Origin of the sequence: Arsenicicoccus bolidensis DSM 15745, from assembly GCF_000426385.1 — a bacterium.
GTDB classification, from domain to species: domain Bacteria; phylum Actinomycetota; class Actinomycetes; order Actinomycetales; family Dermatophilaceae; genus Arsenicicoccus; species Arsenicicoccus bolidensis.
The window spans coordinates 1-16,708 of record NZ_AUFG01000056.1 but is presented as its reverse complement, the minus strand read 5'-3'; the positions used below and the strand labels follow the sequence as shown (position 1 = coordinate 16,708).

Below are 16,708 nucleotides of genomic sequence, written 5' to 3'. Positions count from 1 at the left end.
TCGTCCCAGGGGTCCTTGGCGTCGTCGGTGGCAGCATCGGGGGCCGGTGCAGGCGTGGGCTTCGACTCCGGCTGGGTCGGGGCGACGGGTGCCGGGGTGGCGGTGTCGTCCTCGTCCCAGGGGTCGGCGTCGTTGGCGGCGTGGACGGCCTGCTCGTCGTTCTCCTCCGGGACGCGCACCGCCTCCTGCTCCTCCGCCTTGGCCTCCTCGGCAGGGGTGGTGCTGGTCTGCCGGTCGTCGTCGTCGGGCTTGATGCCCTCGGGTGCGCCGGCGGCGGCGACCCCGGCCGTGCCGGACGCCGCCGCAGCTGCGGCATCGTCGGCTGCACCCGTCGACGCGGCCTCGGCAGCCGGTTCGACCGGCGCCTCGACCTCGTCGGCGCGCCGCACGGCGGCCAGGAGCATCTGGGCGACGTCGACGACCTCGACCGACTCGACCGCGGAGTCGTCGGCCTCCTTGGCGGTGACGCCATCGGACAGCATGACGCGGCAGAAGGGGCAGCCCACCGCGATCCGGTCGGCGCCCGTGGCGAGCGCCTCCTCGGTGCGGTTCATGTTGATGCGGGTGCCGAGCTTCTCCTCCATCCACATGCGCGCGCCGCCGGCGCCGCAGCAGAAGGACGTCTCGCCGTGGCGGGGCATCTCGCGCAGCTCGACGCCGGGCAGCGACCCGATGAGCTCGCGCGGCGGGGCATACACGTTGTTGTGCCGTCCGAGGTAGCAGGGGTCGTGGTAGGTCACGACGGGTGCGCTCGAGGCGGGGTTCTTGTTGGTGGACTTCGCGGGCACCTCGGCCGGGCGCGAGACGGGGACCAGGCGCTTCTCGCGCACCAGGCGGTTGAGCAGCTGCGTGTGGTGCAGCACCTCGTAGTCGCCACCCACCTGCGGGTACTCGTTCTTGATGGTGTTGAAGCAGTGCGCGCAGGTCACGACGATCTTGGTGGCGCCGGCCTCGTTGAGCTGCTCGACGTTCTGCTGGGCGAGCATCTGGAAGAGGACCTCGTTGCCGGCGCGGCGCGCGGAGTCGCCGGTGCAGGTCTCGCCGTCGCCGAGGACGGCGAACGAGACGCCGGCGGTGTCGAGCAGCTCGGCGACGGCGCGCGAGGTCTTCTTGGCGCGGTCCTCGAAGGCGCCGGCGCAGCCGACCCAGAAGAGGTAGTCGACCTCGGACAGGTCCTCGACGTCCTTGCCGACCTGCTTGACCGGGAACGGCAGGTCCTTGGCCCAGTCGAGGCGGGCGCGCTGCGCCATGCCCCACGGGTTGCCCTTGGACTCCATGTTCTTGAAGAGCCCGCCGAGCTCGGCCGGGAACGCCGACTCGATCAGCACCTGGTTGCGGCGCATGTCGACGATGGCGTCGACGTGCTCGATGTCGACGGGGCACTGCTCGACGCACGCGCCGCAGGTCGTGCAGGACCACAGCACGTCCTCGTCGATGACGGCGTCGGGACCGAGTGCGTCGTATGCCGTGAGGGGGTGCGCCTCGTCATACCCGGTCTGGCCGACGAGAGGCATGTGCGCGAGCGCCTTGGTGTGCTCCGGCAGGCCCGCGCGGGCCTCCTCGGACGCGGTCATCCACGGCGCCTTGGCGTGCGCGTGGTCGCGCAGCGTCATGACGAGCAGCTTGGGGGAGAGGGGCTTGTCGGTGTTCCACGCGGGACACTGCGACTGGCAGCGGCCGCACTCGGTGCAGGTGGTGACGTCGAGGAGCTGCTTCCACGTGAGGTCCTCGGCCTTGGCGACGCCCATCGAGGAGTCCTCGTCCAGGTCCTCCATGGCGTCCATCGAGAACGGCTTGCCGTCGATGGACATCGGCTGCAGCGCGCCGAGGCTGGTGCGCCCGTCGGCGTTGCGCTTGAACCAGATGTTGAAGAACGCGAGGAAGCGGTGCCAGGCCACACCCATCGTGGGCTGGAGGGCGATGGTGATCATCCAGGCGAAGGACACGAGGATCTTGATCATCGCGACGAGGTAGATCGACTCGCGCAGCCACGGCTCGGACAGGTTGCCCCAGAGCCCGGACATCCAGCCGGTCAGCGGGAAGTGCAGGCCGATGCTCTCCTCGGGCGAGGTGAGCTTGAGCAGCGCCGCCTCCTGGGAGCGCAGCGACAGGATGCAGATCGTGACGGCGAGGATCGTGAACTCGACGTAGTAGGCCTGCCACCAGGTGGAGCCGAAGAACCGCGAGCGGCGTCCGTCGGAGCCCGCGGCGCTGCGGGGGTGCTGCCGCTGCCGGACGACGATCAGGAAGATGATGCCGAGCAGGCCGCCCCAGGCGAGGAGCTCGACGAGCCACTCGAAGGGCGGGAAGTGGCCGATCAGCGGCAGTCGGAAGTCGGCCCACACGAGCTGGAAGAAGGCGTTGACCAGCGTCGAGAAGAGGACGAAGAAGGACAGGGCCGTGAACCAGTGGGCGATCGAGACCCAGGGCAGGCGCGCCATCCGGGTGTGACCGAGGAACTCCCGGACGAGCGTCATGGTGCGCCTGGCCGGCTGGTCGGTCCGCGTGGGGTCGGGCTGACCTGAGCGGAACACCCGGGTGAAGCGGAAGACCTGCCGGAAGAGCAGGAGCCATCCGATGCTCGGGATCACGAAGCACAGCACGAGGGCCGTGATCTGCAGTGCTGACATGCGGTGATCCTACGGTCGGGTAGTGACATGAGGGCATGCCTGACGAGTGATGTGTGACGGGGATCGCTAGCCCGGACGGGTCCGGTCGGTGGGATGAGGCTGCGTTGAGGTCGTTCTCATAACACAATGTTGGACAAGCGATAACGTGGGAATCACCTGCGACCCTCGGACGTTGCCTCGGACGAGACCTCGGCAGGCCCACACAGCCATCAGGCCGTCAGCCATCGACAGAGCGGAGCACGCACCCATGCCCATCCACAACGACGTCACTGCGATCGTCGGCCGCACGCCCCTCGTGCGCATCAACCGGATCATCGACACCAAGGACCGCGGCACCACCGTCGCGGCCAAGCTCGAGTTCTACAACCCCGCCAGCTCGGTCAAGGACCGCATCGGAGTCGCCATCGTCGACGCCGCCGAGCAGGCCGGCGAGCTCATGCCGGGCGGCACCATCGTCGAGGCGACCTCCGGCAACACCGGGATCGCGCTGGCCATGGTCGGTGCGGCCCGCGGCTACAAGGTCGTGCTGACCATGCCCGAGACGATGAGCTCCGAGCGCAAGGCCCTGCTCAAGGCGTACGGCGCCGAGCTGGTCCTCACCCCCGGCTCCGAGGGCATGAAGGGCGCCGTCAACAAGGCCGAGGAGATCGCCAAGGAGCGTGACGGGGTGCTGGCCCGCCAGTTCGCCAACGCCGCGAACCCCGAGATCCACCGCACCACGACGGCCGAGGAGATCTGGGCCGACACCGACGGCACGGTCGACATCGTCGTGGCCGGCATCGGCACCGGCGGCACCATCACGGGCGTCGGCCAGGTGCTCAAGGAGCGCAAGCCGGGCGTGCAGATGGTCGCCGTGGAGCCCGCCGAGTCCGCCATCCTCAACGGTGGCCAGGCCGGTCCGCACAAGATCCAGGGCATCGGCGCCAACTTCGTCCCCGACGTCCTCGACACGGAGATCTACGACGAGGTCATCGACGTCAACATCGACCAGTCGGTGGAGTGGGCCCGCAAGGCCGCCACGCAGGAGGGGCTGCTCGTCGGTCTGTCCTCCGGCGCCGCGCTCTACGCCGCGTCGCAGGTCGCCGCCCGTCCCGAGAACGCCGGCAAGACCATCGTGGTCATCATCCCGTCCTTCGGGGAGCGCTACCTGTCCACCGTGCTGTTCGAGGGCATCAGCTCCTGATCGGCCGTATGCCGAACCGCCCGCCGTCCCACTCGCGACACGAGATGAGCTGATGACATGACGACCTTCTCCACCGCCGAGGCCTATCGCGCCAAGGCCGGCGTCAACCTCGCCCCGCTCGTGACGCAGCGACAGGGTCGGGTCGGCTTCGTCGCCGGGGTCCTCGAGGACCTCGACGCGGCGATCGAGCGGGACCCGGCGGCGACGGGGCGCCTGCAGATGGCCCTCGTCTCGCCGGGCCTGCACGCCATCTGGTCCCACCGCCTGACGCACCAGCTGTGGCAGCGGCCCTCGCTGCGGCTCCCGGCGCGGCTGCTGTCCAACGTGGCTCGAGCCGTGACGGGCGTCGAGATCCACCCGGGCGCCTCGATCGGTCGGCGCTTCTTCATCGACCACGGGATGGGTGTCGTCATCGGCGAGACCGCGGAGATCGGTGACGACTGCATGCTCTACAACAGCGTCAACCTGGGCGGCCGCTCGCTCGCCAAGGGCAAGCGGCACCCCACCCTCGGCAATGGCGTCACGATCGGGTCCGGCGCTCGCGTGCTCGGGGCGATCACCCTCGGCGACGGCGCGCAGGTCGGCGCCAACGCCGTGGTGGTCAAGGACGTCCCGGCCAACGCCGTCGCCGTCGGGATCCCGGCGCAGGTCCGCATCCCGGGGCCGGACCAGAGCCCCACGGACGCGATGTACGACGACCCCGCCGTCTGGATCTAGGTCCGCTCGGGCCGCAGCACGGCAGCGACCGCCCGACGGCTGCTGCCCGACGCCCGCTGCACGACGAGGCGCCGCACCCCTTCTGGGATGCGGCGCCTCGTCGTGCTGGGGGCAGCTGGGTCAGCGGCCCGACTCGTACTTGACGGTCTGGGGCTCCACGTCGCTCGAGCTCTCGACGCCGATCTGGTTGCCGGAGTGGTCGCCGGTCACCTTGGCCTTGGCGGCGGCCGCAGCACCCTGCGCCTTGACCTGGGCGGCACCGGCGGCGTCCTGCGCCTTGGCCTGGGCGGCCGCGGCGGCCTCCTGGGCCTTGGCCTGCACGACGGGGGCCTTCTCCTTGACGGCCTCCGTGGCCAGGGAGACCTTCTCCTGGACACGGGGGTCGTTCCAGACCGAGTCCGCCTGGGACTTGATCTGCTGGTAGCGGCCCTGGCCAGCGCGGGCGCCGAGGACGTAGCCGAGGCCGGCGCCGGCGATGAACATCAGTCGCTTCTGCATGTGTATCTCCTAGGTGAGGGGGGTGACCGCAGCAGCGGTCGTCGACGACAGGATCTCAGGCGAGACGGCCGTCGGTGCCGAGGCCCGTGCTGGACGGGGTGTTGGGCATGCCGACGGGGTCGGCCGTGTAGTCCGTGCGGACGCCCGTGGCCGGGGTGACCCCGGTGGTGTAGGTGGAGGAGGACGTCGAGGTGGACGTCGTCGCCGGGGCGGCGCCGCCGGAGACGGCGCTCACGGCCTTGTCCACCAGCCCGTGCGCCTGCGGCGGGGTCTGGGCCTTGACCGCCTGCGCGGCGTCCGCGATCTTGCTCTGGACGGACGGGTTCTGCAGCGCCGAGGTCGAGCGGTGCTTCAGGGCGTCGTACTGACCGCGACCGCCACGTGCACCCAGGACGTACCCAGCGCCGACGCCGGCGAGGAAGCTGAGCTTGTTGAGCATGATGGATCCTTCCGGTAGGAGTGAATGCCTGTCGTCCCCATGCCCCGCGCGCCTGCGCCTTATGACCCTCCGGCTAACTTTTTGCCGGCCCCGTCCCGGTAGGCTGTGGAGGTCCCGCACGAAGCCGGCGGGTCGGGAGGGCTCGCATAGTGGCCTAGTGCGGCGGTCTTGAAAACCGCTAAGTCGGTAGCCCCGGCTTCGTGGGTTCGAATCCCACGCCCTCCGCCCTGGACGTCCACGGATCGATGGCGCGAGACTGGTGCCGACGGATCGTTGCAGCCACCGGTGCAGTCACGATTGTTCACCTCCCGGGGACCCCAGCGGACGACCCCGATGGTAGGTTTGGGAGTGGTTGCTGAAGCAGTTCCTCGCAAGACGTAGATGTAACCCTCCGCCTTCTGATCTCGACAGGTCGGGCGCGCGGGGGTTGTTCACGAAGGACGGGCATGTCCCGTGACGTGGGGGGTAAGGCAATCTGGACGGCGAGCATCCTGCTCCCCGGTCATAGCCAGACATAACGAAAGTAGTAATACCCATGGCACAGGGCACCGTTAAGTGGTTCAACGCTGAGAAGGGCTTCGGCTTCATCGCTCAGGATGGTGGCGGTCCGGACGTGTTCGTCCACTACTCCGCGATCCAGAGCAACGGCTACCGCAGCCTCGACGAGGCGCAGCGCGTCGAGTTCGAGGTCACCCAGGGCCCCAAGGGCCCGCAGGCGGACGCTGTTCGCCCCATCTGATCCCCGACGATCTCCTCCGGCGCTGACCGGCTCCCTCGGAGCCGGCCCCGGAGACCAGAGCCCCCGACAGGCAACCTGTCGGGGGCTCTTGGCGTCAACAGGAGGGTGCGCCCAGGCTGCGTCGATACACTCGTCGGAAGTCTGGCCGGCCAACGCCTGCCGTCGCCAACCTGAAAGGTCTCCCCGTGAAGGATCCTGACGAGTCCGCGCGCCCGGGCTCGACGGCCTCCACGCCGGGTGGATCGGCACCGGACGGCTCCACCACCTCGGAGCCCACGGTGCCCGCCGATCTCACCCGACGAGAGCTGCGTGCCATGAGGCGCCGTCGTCGTCGGCCGATCCTCAAGGGCATCGTCATCGCCCTCGTCGTGGTCCTCGCGGTGGTCCTGGGTGGCGGGCTGTACGCGGCATACCGGCTCAACGGCAACCTGTCCTCGCTCGACATCACCGACGACCTGCTGAAGCCGGCCCCCGATGCCACCACCGACCCGACCACCGGCCACACGGCGATGAACATCCTCGTCATGGGGGTGGACACGCGGGAGGGCGCCAACAGCGCCTACGGCGACCCCACCAAGGACCCGGGCCTGCGGTCCGACACCACGATGCTCGTGCACCTGGCGGCGGACCGGCGCTCGGCCGTCGTCGTCTCCATCCCGCGCGACGCGATGATCCCCGCTCCGCCGCGCAAGGGCGAGTCCGCTGGCTCCGCCTCAGCGTCCGCCACGGCGACCTCGCCGACGAGCAGCCCCACGTCGACGCAGGCCGCAACCGGGCCTGGTTGTGTCATCGACGCCCCGGTCACCCAGTGGAGCAAGAGGATCTTCAACTCAAACATCGAGGACGGCGGCGTCAGCTGCGTCGTGGCCACGGTCATGCAGAACACCGGCGTCTCGATCGACCACGTCATGACGGTGGACTTCACCGGCTTCAAGAACATCGTGGACGCGATGGGCACCGTCGAGATCTGCACGACCTCCCCGGTCAAGGACAAGTACAGCGGGCTCGACCTCGCGGCCGGACGGCACCGGCTCGACGGAGAGCAGGCGCTGGCCTTCGTGCGCACGCGCCACGGCGTCGGCGACGGGTCCGACACCGGTCGGGTGCGGCTGCAGCAGGACTTCCTTGCGGCCGTGGTGCGCCAGGCGACCTCGACCGGCGTGCTGCTGAACCCGCCGAAGCTCTACAACGTCCTCGACGCGGCCACCAAGTCGCTCAAGACCGACGCCGACCTCGCCAACGTCTCCTCGCTGTCCGGCCTCGCCTCCCAGCTGCGCGAGCTGCGGCCCGCCGGCATCCGGTTCATCACCGCTCCGGTCGAGCCCTACCCCGCCAACCGTGACCGGGTGCAGCTGAGCCCGGCCGCCACCGACCTGTGGGAGATCCTGCGCGAGGACAAGCCGTGGCCCGGCACGACCGGCGCCTCGAGCTCCGCCTCCGCCTCCCCGAGCGCGACCCCGACCGTGGCGCCGAGCTCGGTCACCGTGAGCGTCGAGAACTCCTCGGGCACGAGCGGTCTCGGCGGCCAGGTCGCCCAAGCGCTGCGCGTGCAGGGCTTCACGGTCGGCGCCGTCACGGCGGCCGCCTCGCCGAGCAACGGCGTGGTCGTCCACCACTCCGCGGCCCAGCTCGCGCAGGCCCAGGAGGTGGCGCTCGCCTTCCCCGGCGCGACGCTCAGGGCCGACGGTGCCGCCGGCGCCCCGGTGCGGGTATCCGTCGGACGCGGCGCCCCCAAGGTCGTGGCGGTGCCCAACCGCTCGGGCACGACGCCGCTGCCGGCGCAGCCGATCACGGCGGCCCCGGTGCCGGGCAGCACCACGTCGAGCACGCCGACCCTGCAGGCCAAGGTCGCGAGCGACGACGTCTGCAGCGACACCAGCAAGGGCTGACCGGCGCGCGGGCCGGACGTTTTGCTCCGGCCCGCGCCCGACCGGTAGCCTGGGCAAGTTGCACTGGAGGTGTCGCATAGTGGCCTAGTGCGCCCGCCTGCTAAGCGGGTTGAGGTTGAAAACCTCTCGCGGGTTCAAATCCCGCCACCTCCGCCACACCCCTCACGAGGGATCGAGAGCCCCCGACCACAGCGGTCGGGGGCTCTCGCGTCTCCCCGCGACCAGCCCTCCCGGCCGTATGCCGACCCGGCCGCCGTCTCGGCATACGGGCGCACTGTCCGAAGTGAGACCCCGGTCACGGCCAGGGTGAGGCACGCCTTAACGTGATGGCATGGACTTCTCTTTGTCTCCGGTGCAGGAGCAGTGGCGCGACCGGATGGCCGACTTCCTCCAGGAGGAGGTCTATCCCGCCGAGGCCGTGGCCCGGCGCGAGGTCGCCGAGCTGGATGCCGAGCACCGGTGGACCCGCCCCGCCGTCATGGCGCGGCTGGCGGACCAGGCCCGCGCCGCCGGGCTGTGGAACCTCGGCCTGCCCGCGCCCTACGGCTCGGGGCTGAGCCACCTCGACCTCGCCCCCGTCGTCGAGCTGTCGGGACGGTCGCCGCACCTGGCGCCGGAGGCGATCAACGCCAACAGCCCCGACGTGGGCAACATGGAGCTGCTGCTGCGCCACGGCACGCCGGAGCAGCAGGAGCGCTGGCTCGCACCGCTGGCGGCCGGCGAGATCCGCTCGTCCTTCGCGATGACCGAGCCGGACGTCGCCTCGTCGGACGCGGGCAACATCTCCACCTCCATCGAGGTCGACGAGCAGACCCAGGAGGTCGTGATCAACGGCCGCAAGTGGTGGTCGAGCGGGGCCATGGCTCCCGACTGCCGCGTGATGCTGGTGATGGGCAAGTCCAACCCGCGCGGCCAGCGGCACCTGCAGCACTCGGTCGTGATCGTGCCGCGGGACACCCCGGGCGTGCAGGTCGTGCGGGCGATGTCGGTGCTGGGCTACGACGACCCCTACACCGGGGGGCACGGCGAGGTCGTCTTCGAGGACGTGCGGGTGCCGCTGGTCAACGTGGTCGGCGAGCTCAACCGCGGCTTCGCGCTGGCCCAGGCCCGCATGGCGCCGACCCGCCTCACGCACTGCCTCAAGCTGGTGGGCGTCGCGGAGCGGGCCTTCGACCTGATGGCCGAGCGGGTGCCGCGGCGCGTGGCCTTCGGGCGGCCGCTGGCGCAGCACGGGCTCGTGCAGGAGTGGGTCGCGCAGTCTCGCGTGGCGATCGACCAGGCCCGGTGGCTGGCCTACCGCGCGGCCTGGTCGCTGGACCACCAGGACGACCAGGACTCGGCGGCGGCGATCTCGGCGCTCAAGGTCGTGGCCCCCACGATGGCGAGCACCGTCGTCGACCGGGCGATCCAGGCCCACGGCGCCCTCGGGCTCTCGCAGGACTCGCCGCTGGGCGAGCTCAACGCCTACGCCCGCCAGATGCACATCGCCGACGGCCCCGACGAGGTGCACCTGATGGCCGTGGCGCGCCACGAGCTGCGGCGGTTCTCGGGCTAGGCCAGCGGCTCGAGCTCCGGGTGGCGCTCGACCGTCGACGCCTCGACGTCGGAGGCCCCGCGGTCCGGCGCGGCCATCCATCGGCGCAGGGCGACGAACCGGACCAGCGTCGAGACCACGTTGGCGACCGCGACGACGGCGGTCTGCACGCCGGCCGGGGCCCCTGGTGCCGCGGTCTGCAGCCCGAGCAGCGCGAGGCTCGTGAGACCCCAGGTGACCGCGAACACCGCCAGGCCCTGCAGCTGGTGCCGCAGCGCGTCCTGCCGGCCCCGCACCTCGAAGGTCCAGGCCCGGTTGGCGGCGGTGTTGAGGACCGTGGCGACGAGCAGCGCCACCAGGTTGGCCGACAACGCTCCGAGCGCTCCGGTCAGCGCCGCGAACATCCCGAGGTGGAGCACCGTGCTCGCCACCCCGATCGTCGCGAACCTGCCCAGCTGCGTGGCGAGCCCAGCGGCCGGACGCCCCTGCGCTGGCTCGCGGTCGGGTGCCTCGGGTGAGGTGGTGGGTGCCATCGTCTGAGCCTTTCCGTGGGGGGTCGGTCGGAGCAGGTATGTCGGAGCCCGGCGCCTCGTCAGGACGCCGCGAGCGGCTGGGTGAGGTCGTAGAACGTCGTGCCGTCGATGCTCACCGTCTGGTAGCTCGCGGCCGCCCAGGCCAGGATCTGGCTGGTGGTGGACGTCTCGGTCCAGGAGCCGCCCATGGCGCCCATCCCGCCGGAGGCGAGCAGGTAGTGGATCTGCCCGGAGGCGACGTAGGCCTGGAACTGCGCCAGGGTCGGCGACGGGTCGGTGCCGTTGAAGCCGCCGAGCGCCATCACCGGCTGCTCGGTGGCGAGCTGTAGGCCGGCCGCGTTCTGGGACCCGACGGCGGCCGCGACCCAGGTGTAGCTGTCGGCGTCGGCGGACAGCGCGCTCACGACCTCGGTCGAGGGGGTGCTGGCGCCGAGCAGGCCGCCCATGCCTCCACCCATGCCGCCGGCCATGCCACCACGTCCGGTGGTCGGACCGTTGGTGGTGCCGGTGGCGCCGTTGGCGGTGCCCTGCGGGGGCGTGCCACCCATCCCGCCCGGGCCGCCGCCGGGACCGCCCGTGCCGGACCCGGTCGACGGGCCGGCGGTGACGATCGAGCCGGTGTGCGCGGTGGTCACCGTCTGCGCGCTGCAGGCCGCGGGCCCGGCGAGGACCGCGACGAGGGCGGCCCCGGCCACGACCTTGACCGCCGAGGCGTGGATCCGGTCGAGCACCAGCATCAGCAGGGCGGCGGCCAGGCCGAGGACGACCACGACCCAGCGCAGCCAGGGCAGGAAGTCGGCCGAGCGGGCGAGCAGGACGAAGGACCAGGCCGACGCGATGGCGGTGGCGGCCGCGAGGGTCGTCATACCGAACCGGTCGCGACGCTCCCAGGCGAGGGTGGCGCCGATGGCGACCACCGCGGCCACGGCCGGGGCCAGGGCGACGGTGTAGTAGGCGTGGAAGATGCCCGCCATGAGGCTGAAGGTGAGGGCCGTGATCACGAGCCAGCCGCCCCACACGACCAGCTGGGCGCGGCGGCCGTCGGTGCGGGGGAGGCGCCCACGCATCACGAGACCGGTGACGAGCAGCAGCAGCGCGGACGGCAGCAGCCAGGAGATCTGCCCGCCGATCTCGGCGTCGAACAGGCGCGTCAGACCCGTCTGGCCCCACCCGTTGCCACCGCCCACGGACCCGGTCTCGTCGCCGGTGAGGCGCCCGAACCCGTTGTAGCCGAAGGTCAGCTCGAGGAAGGAGTTGGTCTGCGACCCGCCGATGTAGGGGCGGGCGGAGGCGGGCACGAGCTCGACGATCGCGACCCACCAGCCGGCAGAGAGGACCATCGCGAGCCCGGCCGCGAGCAGGTGCTGGATGCGGCGGCCGAGCGTCGTGTCGGCGGCGAGGAGGTAGGCGAGCGCGAACGCCGGCAGGACCAGGAACACCTGGAGGGTCTTGGTGAGGAAGCCGAACCCGAGGAGGACGCCGGTGGCGACGAGCCAGCGGGCGCGGCCCTCGTCGACGGCCTTGACGGTGGCCCAGGCGCCGAGGGTCATGAGCAGCACCAGCAGCGCGTCCGGGTTGTTGAACCGGAACATCAGCGTCGCGACGGGCGTGAGCGCCAGCGTGGCACCGGCGATCAGGCCCGCGGCGGCACCGAAGTGGCGCTTGATCGTGGCGTAGAGGACGCCCACCGATGCCACGCCCATGAGAACCTCGGGCAGCAGGATCGCGAACGAGCTGAGCCCGAAGATCCGCACGGACAGGGCCATCACCCACAACGAGGCCGGCGGCTTGTCCACCGTGATGGCGCTCGCGGCGTCCGAGCTGCCGTAGAAGAAGGCCTTCCACGACTCCGAGCCCGCCTGCACGGCGGCGGAGTAGAAGGCGTTGGCCCAGCCGGAGCTGGTGAGGTTGTAGAGGTAGAACGCCGCCGTGGCGCAGAGCAGGATCACCAGCGACGGGCGGGCCCAGCTCGGGTCCTCGGCCGGTCCGCGCCACAGGCGGGCTGCCCGGCCCTGGGCGTATGGCGTCGTCGCCGGCTGCTGTTCGCGAGGGGCGGTGCGCGGGGCGGCAGGTCCGCGGGCGCTGCGCCGAAGGGTCGAGGTCGTCATGCCACCAACGTTCGGCCGCGCGGTTGTGGGGACCCTATGAACCCCCTTTGCCGCCCCTACGGGCCTCGTCGGGTGCTTGGCGAGGGCTAGCGGAGGGGGAGCGTGACCGTGAACTCCGTGCGCCCGGGCACGGAGTCGACCCGCACGTCGCCGTGGTGCGCCTTGACGACGGCGTCGACGATCGACAGGCCCAGGCCGGTCGAGCCGGCGGCGCGGTTGCGGGCGGTGTCGCCTCGCGTGAACCGCTGGAAGAGGTTGGGCTGCAGGGATTCTGGTATGCCGGGGCCGTCGTCCAGCACCCTCAGGACCGCGCGGTCGCCCTCGACGCCCAGGGATGTGCGCACGACGGTGCCCTCGGGCGTGTAGCTGCGGGCGTTGGCGAGCAGGTTGACCAGCACCTGCTGCAGCCGGCCGCGGTCGCCGGTCGTCTCGATGACCGACTCGGGCAGGTCCAGCTCCCAGCGGTGCCCGGGTGCGGTGACCTGGGCGTCGCTGACGCACTCGAGCACGAGCATCGACAGGTCGACGGGGGCGTGGTCGAGGGGGCGACCGGCGTCGAGGCGGGCCAGCAGGAGCAGGTCCTCGACGAGGGTGGTCATGCGCTTGGCCTCCGACTCGATGCGGTCGAGGGCGTGCCGCACGCCTCCGGGCACGGGTTCGCGCTCCTTGCGGCTGAGCTCGGCATACCCCCTGATCGAGGCGAGCGGTGTGCGCAGCTCGTGCGAGGCGTCGGCCACGAACTGCCGGACGCGGGTCTCGGACTGGTGGCGCGCGGTGAGGGAGCTGTCGACGTTGTCGAGGAGGGTGTTGAGGGCGTGGCCGACCTGGCCGACCTCGGTGCGCCGGCTGGTGAGCTCGCCTGGGACCCGCTCGATGGGGGCCACCTCGCCGCGCGCCAGGTCGAGCTGGGAGACGCGGGTGGCGGTGTCGGCGACGCGGCGCAGGGGACGCAGGCTGCGGCGGACCAGCCAGATCCCGACCAGCGCCATGAGCGCGAGGCCGGTCAGGGAGGCCAGGGTGATCGTCCGCAGCAGCTCCTGGACCGAGGCCTTGACGCGCTGCAGGGGGATGCCGGTGACGATGGTCGTGCCGGAGCGGTAGGACGCGACGAGGCGGTAGCCACCGAGGCCGTCGACGTCGACGCTGCGGGGCTGGCTGCCGACGCCCGACTGCGAGATCGTGCCGACCTGCGCGGTCGTGAGGCGGGAGTAGTCGCCGTCGGAGATGACGTAGTCGCTGACCGCGCTGCCGTCCTGCAGGCACAGGCGCAGCATCCCCTCGCCGGTGCCCGGCGGACGGCTGGTGCAGGCCCGGACCACGTCGTCGCCGCCGAAGCGCCCCCCGCGGTCGACCATCTGGGACTGCTCGAGCAGCTGCTGGTCGACCTGCTGGGTGAGGCGCTGGTCCATGACCAGCACGGTCGCGCCGCCCATCGCCACCGTGACGGCGAGGAACAGCGCGACCATCGAGGTCACGAGCTTGGTGGTCAGCGACCAGTCGCGGACGCGCATGAGGTGGTCAGGCGCCGGTGGCGGGCTTGAGGACGTAGCCGACGCCGCGCATGGTGTGGATCATCGGGTCGCGGCCGTGGTCGACCTTCTTGCGGAGGTAGGAGATGTAGAGCTCGACGACGTTGGCCTGGCCGCCGAAGTCGTAGTTCCACACGCGGTCCAGGATCTGGGCCTTGGACAGCACGCGCTTGGGGTTGCGCATCAGATAGCGCAGCAGCTCGAACTCCGTCGCCGTCAGCGTGATCTCGTCGTCGCCGCGGCGCACCTCGTGGGCGTCCTCGTCCATGACCAGGTCGCCGACGACGAGCACCGACGCGGACTCCTCCTCCGCGATCGCGGTGCGGCGCATGAGGGCTCGCAGCCGCGCGACGACCTCCTCGAGGCTGAACGGCTTGGTGACGTAGTCGTCGCCGCCCGCCGTCAGGCCGGCCACGCGGTCCTCGACGGCGTCCTTGGCCGTGAGGAACAGGACGGGGATGTTGGGGTCGTCCTGACGCATCTTGCGCAGGACCTCCATGCCGTCGAAGTCGGGCAGCATCATGTCCAGCGCGACGGCGTCGGGCTTGAACTCCCGTGCGGCGCGGACCGCGTCGAGGCCGGTGCCGGCGGTGCGCACCTCCCAGCCCTCGTAGCGCAGGGCCATGGACAGCAGCTCGGCGATGTTGGCCTCGTCGTCGACGACGAGGACCCGGACGGGGGAGCCGTCGAGGCGGCGCAGCGCCGGGGTGGAGGTGGTGTGCGTGCTCATGCTCCTCATGACACCCGGCTTTCCTGTGGTGGTGACAGGTCGTTCCTGTGGCGATCCTGTGGGACCACTATGGCGGACTCTTGGCCCCTCGACATGGAGGCCACAGCCCCGCCACAGCGTGGCTCCGGATCGTCGGTGGCAGCCAGAGACCCCGCCGGCAAGGAGACCGACATGTTGCCTAATCTCAAGAACGACGCCACGAACACCATCAACGCTGCACCGACGCCCTCGGCAGAAGCGTCCGACGGAGCCTCGGTGGCGCCAGCCGTGCGCCCCGCCCGGTGGTCGGGCAGGAAGACGGCCGGGGCCGCGGCGCTCGCCGTCGGCATGGCCTCGATCGGGGGAGGCGCGATCGCCGCCGCCGCGCCGACCATCAACAGCCAGACCGAGGGCGGGACGGGCCGGATGGGAGGACCGGGCGGGCCGGGCGGCGGCTTCCGTGGCGGACGAGGCGGTATGCCGGGCCAGGGGCCCGGCCAGGCGGGGCAGCTGCCGGGCCAGCAGGTGCCGGGCCAGCAGGTGCCGGGGCAGCAGGTGCCGGGGCAGCAGGTGCCGGGGCAAGCGGGCCAGGTGGCCCCGGGCGCGACGGGAGCGAGCTGATGCTGCTCGCACGGCTCGTCGCCCGCCACAGCGCACGCCGGCTCCGTGCGACCCCGCGCCGCTCGCGCCTCGACCTGTCCCCGCTCCCGGTGTGCGGCTCCGGGGTGCCTCCGCTCGACGTGCAGCTCCGCCGCGCCTACCGGCGGTAGGAGGGGTCGCCGAGCTCGGCATACCGCCGGTGCAGCCGCGACCGCACCTCGGCCGGCGTCATGGCGCGTCGCTGCCGCTCGCCCCGTGCCACCAGGACGCCGGTCGCCGCGACCCCGGCGAGGCCGGCCGCGCCGAGGACCTTCCACCACGAGATGCGTCTCACGGCACGAGGATAGCCACCACGCCACCCGAGCCACGGCGCCTCAGACCGGCGCGGGTGCCAGACTCGGCGCATGGCGATCACGCTCGACCAGGCCGTGGACCACGCGCGCACCGGGGACATCTGGGTCTTTCGCGGGGCCAAGGGCGCCGACCGGGCGATCCAGGTCCTCACCAACGCCCCCGTCAACCACGTCGGTATGGCGGTGGTGCTCGACGACCTGCCGCCCCTGATGTGGCACGCCGAGCTCGGCAAGGGCCTGGTGGACCTGTGGACCGGGCAGCACCAGCGCGGGGTGCAGCTGCACGACCTGCGGGACGCGGTGACCCGCTGGCACGACGCCTACGGCCAGCGGGGCTTCCTGCGGCAGCTCACCCCTGAGGTGGGGCGCGAGCAGGAGGACGCGCTGCTGCGGACGATCGCGCGATGGGACGGCACGAGCTTCCCGCGCACCGCGACCCTCGCGGGCCGGTGGCTGCGGGGGCGACGCGGTCACCTGCCGTGGCGGCACGAGCAGCGACCGATCTCGGCGCGCCCCGAGCTGGCCTACTGCGCGGAGGTCGTGGCGGTGACCTACGAGGAGATGGGGCTGCTCGAGCCGGGTCGCCCGTCGAGCTGGTACGACCCCGGCAGGTTCTGGTCGGGCGACCAGCTGCCGCTGGCACCGGGGTGGCGTCTCGGCGACGAGATCGCCGTGACGACGGGCTGACGCGGACCTGCCGGACCGGGGTGCGAGCGGCCGGGCACCTCCCGCCGAGTGGTCGTATGCCGAAGCCCGGCGCGTGGCCTGCACGAGGTCACGCGCCGGGCTTCGGCATACCGGGGGGAAAAAGATCGACCGGCCTTGGTCTCATCAGCCTGGCGGACGAAGGCCGGTCGATGCCCCTACCGGGGGCGGGATCCTCGACCTGGCGGACGAAGGCCGGTCGATGCCCCTACCCCCGGCGGGATCATCAGCCTGGCGGACGAAGGCCGGTCGATGCCCCTACCCCCGGCGGGATCATCAGCCTGGCGGACGAAGGCCGGTCGATGCCCCTACCCCCGGCGGGTCAGGCGTTGGAGACGCGCTCCTTGAGACCGTCGAGCTCGGCGCGCAGCTCGGCCGGCAGCTCGTCGCCGAACTTGCCGAACCACTCCTCGACCATCGGGAGCTCCTGCTCCCACCCGGCCTTGTCGAACGCGAGGGCCGTGGCGAGCTGCTCGTCCGTGAGGTCGAGGCCGTCGGTGTTGATCTCCTCGGGCTTGGGCAGCAGACCGATCGGCGACTCG

At 71.6% G+C, this 16,708-nt stretch carries 17 protein-coding genes and 2 tRNA genes; 10 read left to right on the top strand and 9 right to left on the bottom strand.

All coding sequences use genetic code 11. The annotated features are described in order from the left end of the window. The coding region (locus tag K313_RS0118165) for a (Fe-S)-binding protein (RefSeq protein ID WP_029212820.1) at positions 1–2,630 on the bottom strand (2,630 nt) is incomplete at its 3' end. A 247-nt stretch (positions 2,631–2,877) separates the two neighbouring features. On the opposite strand from K313_RS0118165, the gene cysK reads away from it, so the two are divergent. After that, a complete protein-coding gene (cysK, locus tag K313_RS0118160) occupies positions 2,878–3,813 on the top strand; it encodes a cysteine synthase A (RefSeq protein ID WP_029212819.1) in 936 nt (311 codons plus the stop codon). A 57-nt stretch (positions 3,814–3,870) separates the two neighbouring features. Continuing rightward, positions 3,871–4,530, top strand: coding sequence for a serine O-acetyltransferase EpsC (gene epsC / locus K313_RS0118155; RefSeq protein WP_029212818.1), 660 nt, complete (start codon positions 3,871–3,873; stop codon positions 4,528–4,530). Positions 4,531–4,650: 120 nt separating this feature from the next. On the opposite strand, the gene K313_RS24310 is transcribed toward epsC, so the two are convergent. Both K313_RS24310 and K313_RS22720 read right to left on the bottom strand, forming a co-directional pair. Next, positions 4,651–5,028, bottom strand: coding sequence for a hypothetical protein (locus K313_RS24310; RefSeq protein ID WP_029212817.1), 378 nt, complete (start codon positions 5,026–5,028; stop codon positions 4,651–4,653). A 55-nt stretch (positions 5,029–5,083) separates the two neighbouring features. Continuing rightward, on the bottom strand, positions 5,084–5,467 hold the full coding sequence (locus K313_RS22720) for a hypothetical protein (protein WP_019285275.1): 384 nt from the start codon (positions 5,465–5,467) through the stop codon (positions 5,084–5,086). A gap of 135 nt (positions 5,468–5,602) precedes the next feature. On the opposite strand from K313_RS22720, the gene K313_RS0118135 reads away from it, so the two are divergent. The 5 genes from K313_RS0118135 (at position 5,603) to K313_RS0118115 (ending at position 9,650) form a co-directional block, all read left to right on the top strand. Continuing rightward, a tRNA-Ser gene (locus K313_RS0118135) sits at positions 5,603–5,692 on the top strand. A 310-nt stretch (positions 5,693–6,002) separates the two neighbouring features. After that, on the top strand, positions 6,003–6,206 hold the full coding sequence (locus K313_RS0118130; RefSeq protein WP_019285274.1) for a cold-shock protein: 204 nt from the start codon (positions 6,003–6,005) through the stop codon (positions 6,204–6,206). Positions 6,207–6,391: 185 nt separating this feature from the next. Beyond that, a complete protein-coding gene (locus K313_RS21700; RefSeq protein ID WP_029212816.1) occupies positions 6,392–8,095 on the top strand; it encodes an LCP family protein in 1,704 nt (567 codons plus the stop codon). A gap of 65 nt (positions 8,096–8,160) precedes the next feature. Beyond that, positions 8,161–8,251 (top strand) — tRNA-Ser (locus K313_RS0118120). Between the two features lie 175 nt (positions 8,252–8,426). Beyond that, complete coding sequence (locus tag K313_RS0118115) at positions 8,427–9,650, top strand: acyl-CoA dehydrogenase family protein (RefSeq protein WP_029212815.1); 1,224 nt, start codon at positions 8,427–8,429, stop codon at positions 9,648–9,650. On the opposite strand, the gene K313_RS24755 is transcribed toward K313_RS0118115, so the two are convergent. The 4 genes from K313_RS24755 to K313_RS0118095 form a co-directional block, all read right to left on the bottom strand. Next, positions 9,647–10,162, bottom strand: a complete 516-nt coding sequence (locus K313_RS24755; RefSeq protein ID WP_029212814.1) for a GtrA family protein — start codon at positions 10,160–10,162, stop codon at positions 9,647–9,649. The two genes, K313_RS0118115 and K313_RS24755, sit on opposite strands and share 4 nt — an antisense overlap. 59 nt (positions 10,163–10,221) lie before the next feature. Then, positions 10,222–12,270: an ArnT family glycosyltransferase gene (locus K313_RS0118105; RefSeq protein ID WP_029212813.1), complete on the bottom strand. Its 2,049-nt coding sequence runs from the start codon at positions 12,268–12,270 to the stop codon at positions 10,222–10,224. An 86-nt stretch (positions 12,271–12,356) separates the two neighbouring features. After that, positions 12,357–13,781, bottom strand: coding sequence for a sensor histidine kinase (locus K313_RS0118100; RefSeq protein WP_029212812.1), 1,425 nt, complete (start codon positions 13,779–13,781; stop codon positions 12,357–12,359). A gap of 7 nt (positions 13,782–13,788) precedes the next feature. Next, positions 13,789–14,529, bottom strand: a complete 741-nt coding sequence (locus K313_RS0118095) for a response regulator transcription factor (protein WP_029212811.1) — start codon at positions 14,527–14,529, stop codon at positions 13,789–13,791. A gap of 171 nt (positions 14,530–14,700) precedes the next feature. Here K313_RS0118095 and K313_RS22715 point away from each other — a divergent pair, with 171 nt between their 5' ends. After that, complete coding sequence (locus K313_RS22715; RefSeq protein ID WP_029212810.1) at positions 14,701–15,129, top strand: hypothetical protein; 429 nt, start codon at positions 14,701–14,703, stop codon at positions 15,127–15,129. Continuing rightward, complete coding sequence (locus tag K313_RS23710) at positions 15,129–15,278, top strand: hypothetical protein (protein WP_156911464.1); 150 nt, start codon at positions 15,129–15,131, stop codon at positions 15,276–15,278. Before K313_RS22715 ends, K313_RS23710 begins: the two co-directional genes overlap by 1 nt. On the opposite strand, the gene K313_RS24020 is transcribed toward K313_RS23710, so the two are convergent. Next, positions 15,266–15,442 carry a hypothetical protein gene (locus K313_RS24020; RefSeq protein WP_169516867.1) on the bottom strand — a complete coding sequence of 59 codons (177 nt, stop codon included), beginning with the start codon at positions 15,440–15,442 and terminating at the stop codon, positions 15,266–15,268. The genes K313_RS23710 and K313_RS24020 overlap by 13 nt on opposite strands. Before the next feature lie 70 nt (positions 15,443–15,512). Here K313_RS24020 and K313_RS0118075 point away from each other — a divergent pair, with 70 nt between their 5' ends. Continuing rightward, positions 15,513–16,148 (top strand): hypothetical protein, encoded by a 636-nt coding sequence (locus tag K313_RS0118075; RefSeq protein ID WP_029212809.1) that lies wholly within the window; start codon positions 15,513–15,515, stop codon positions 16,146–16,148. A gap of 340 nt (positions 16,149–16,488) precedes the next feature. Here K313_RS0118075 and K313_RS21685 read toward each other — a convergent pair. Next, the coding region (locus tag K313_RS21685) for a phosphoenolpyruvate carboxykinase domain-containing protein (RefSeq protein WP_034254254.1) at positions 16,489–16,708 on the bottom strand (220 nt) is incomplete at its 5' end.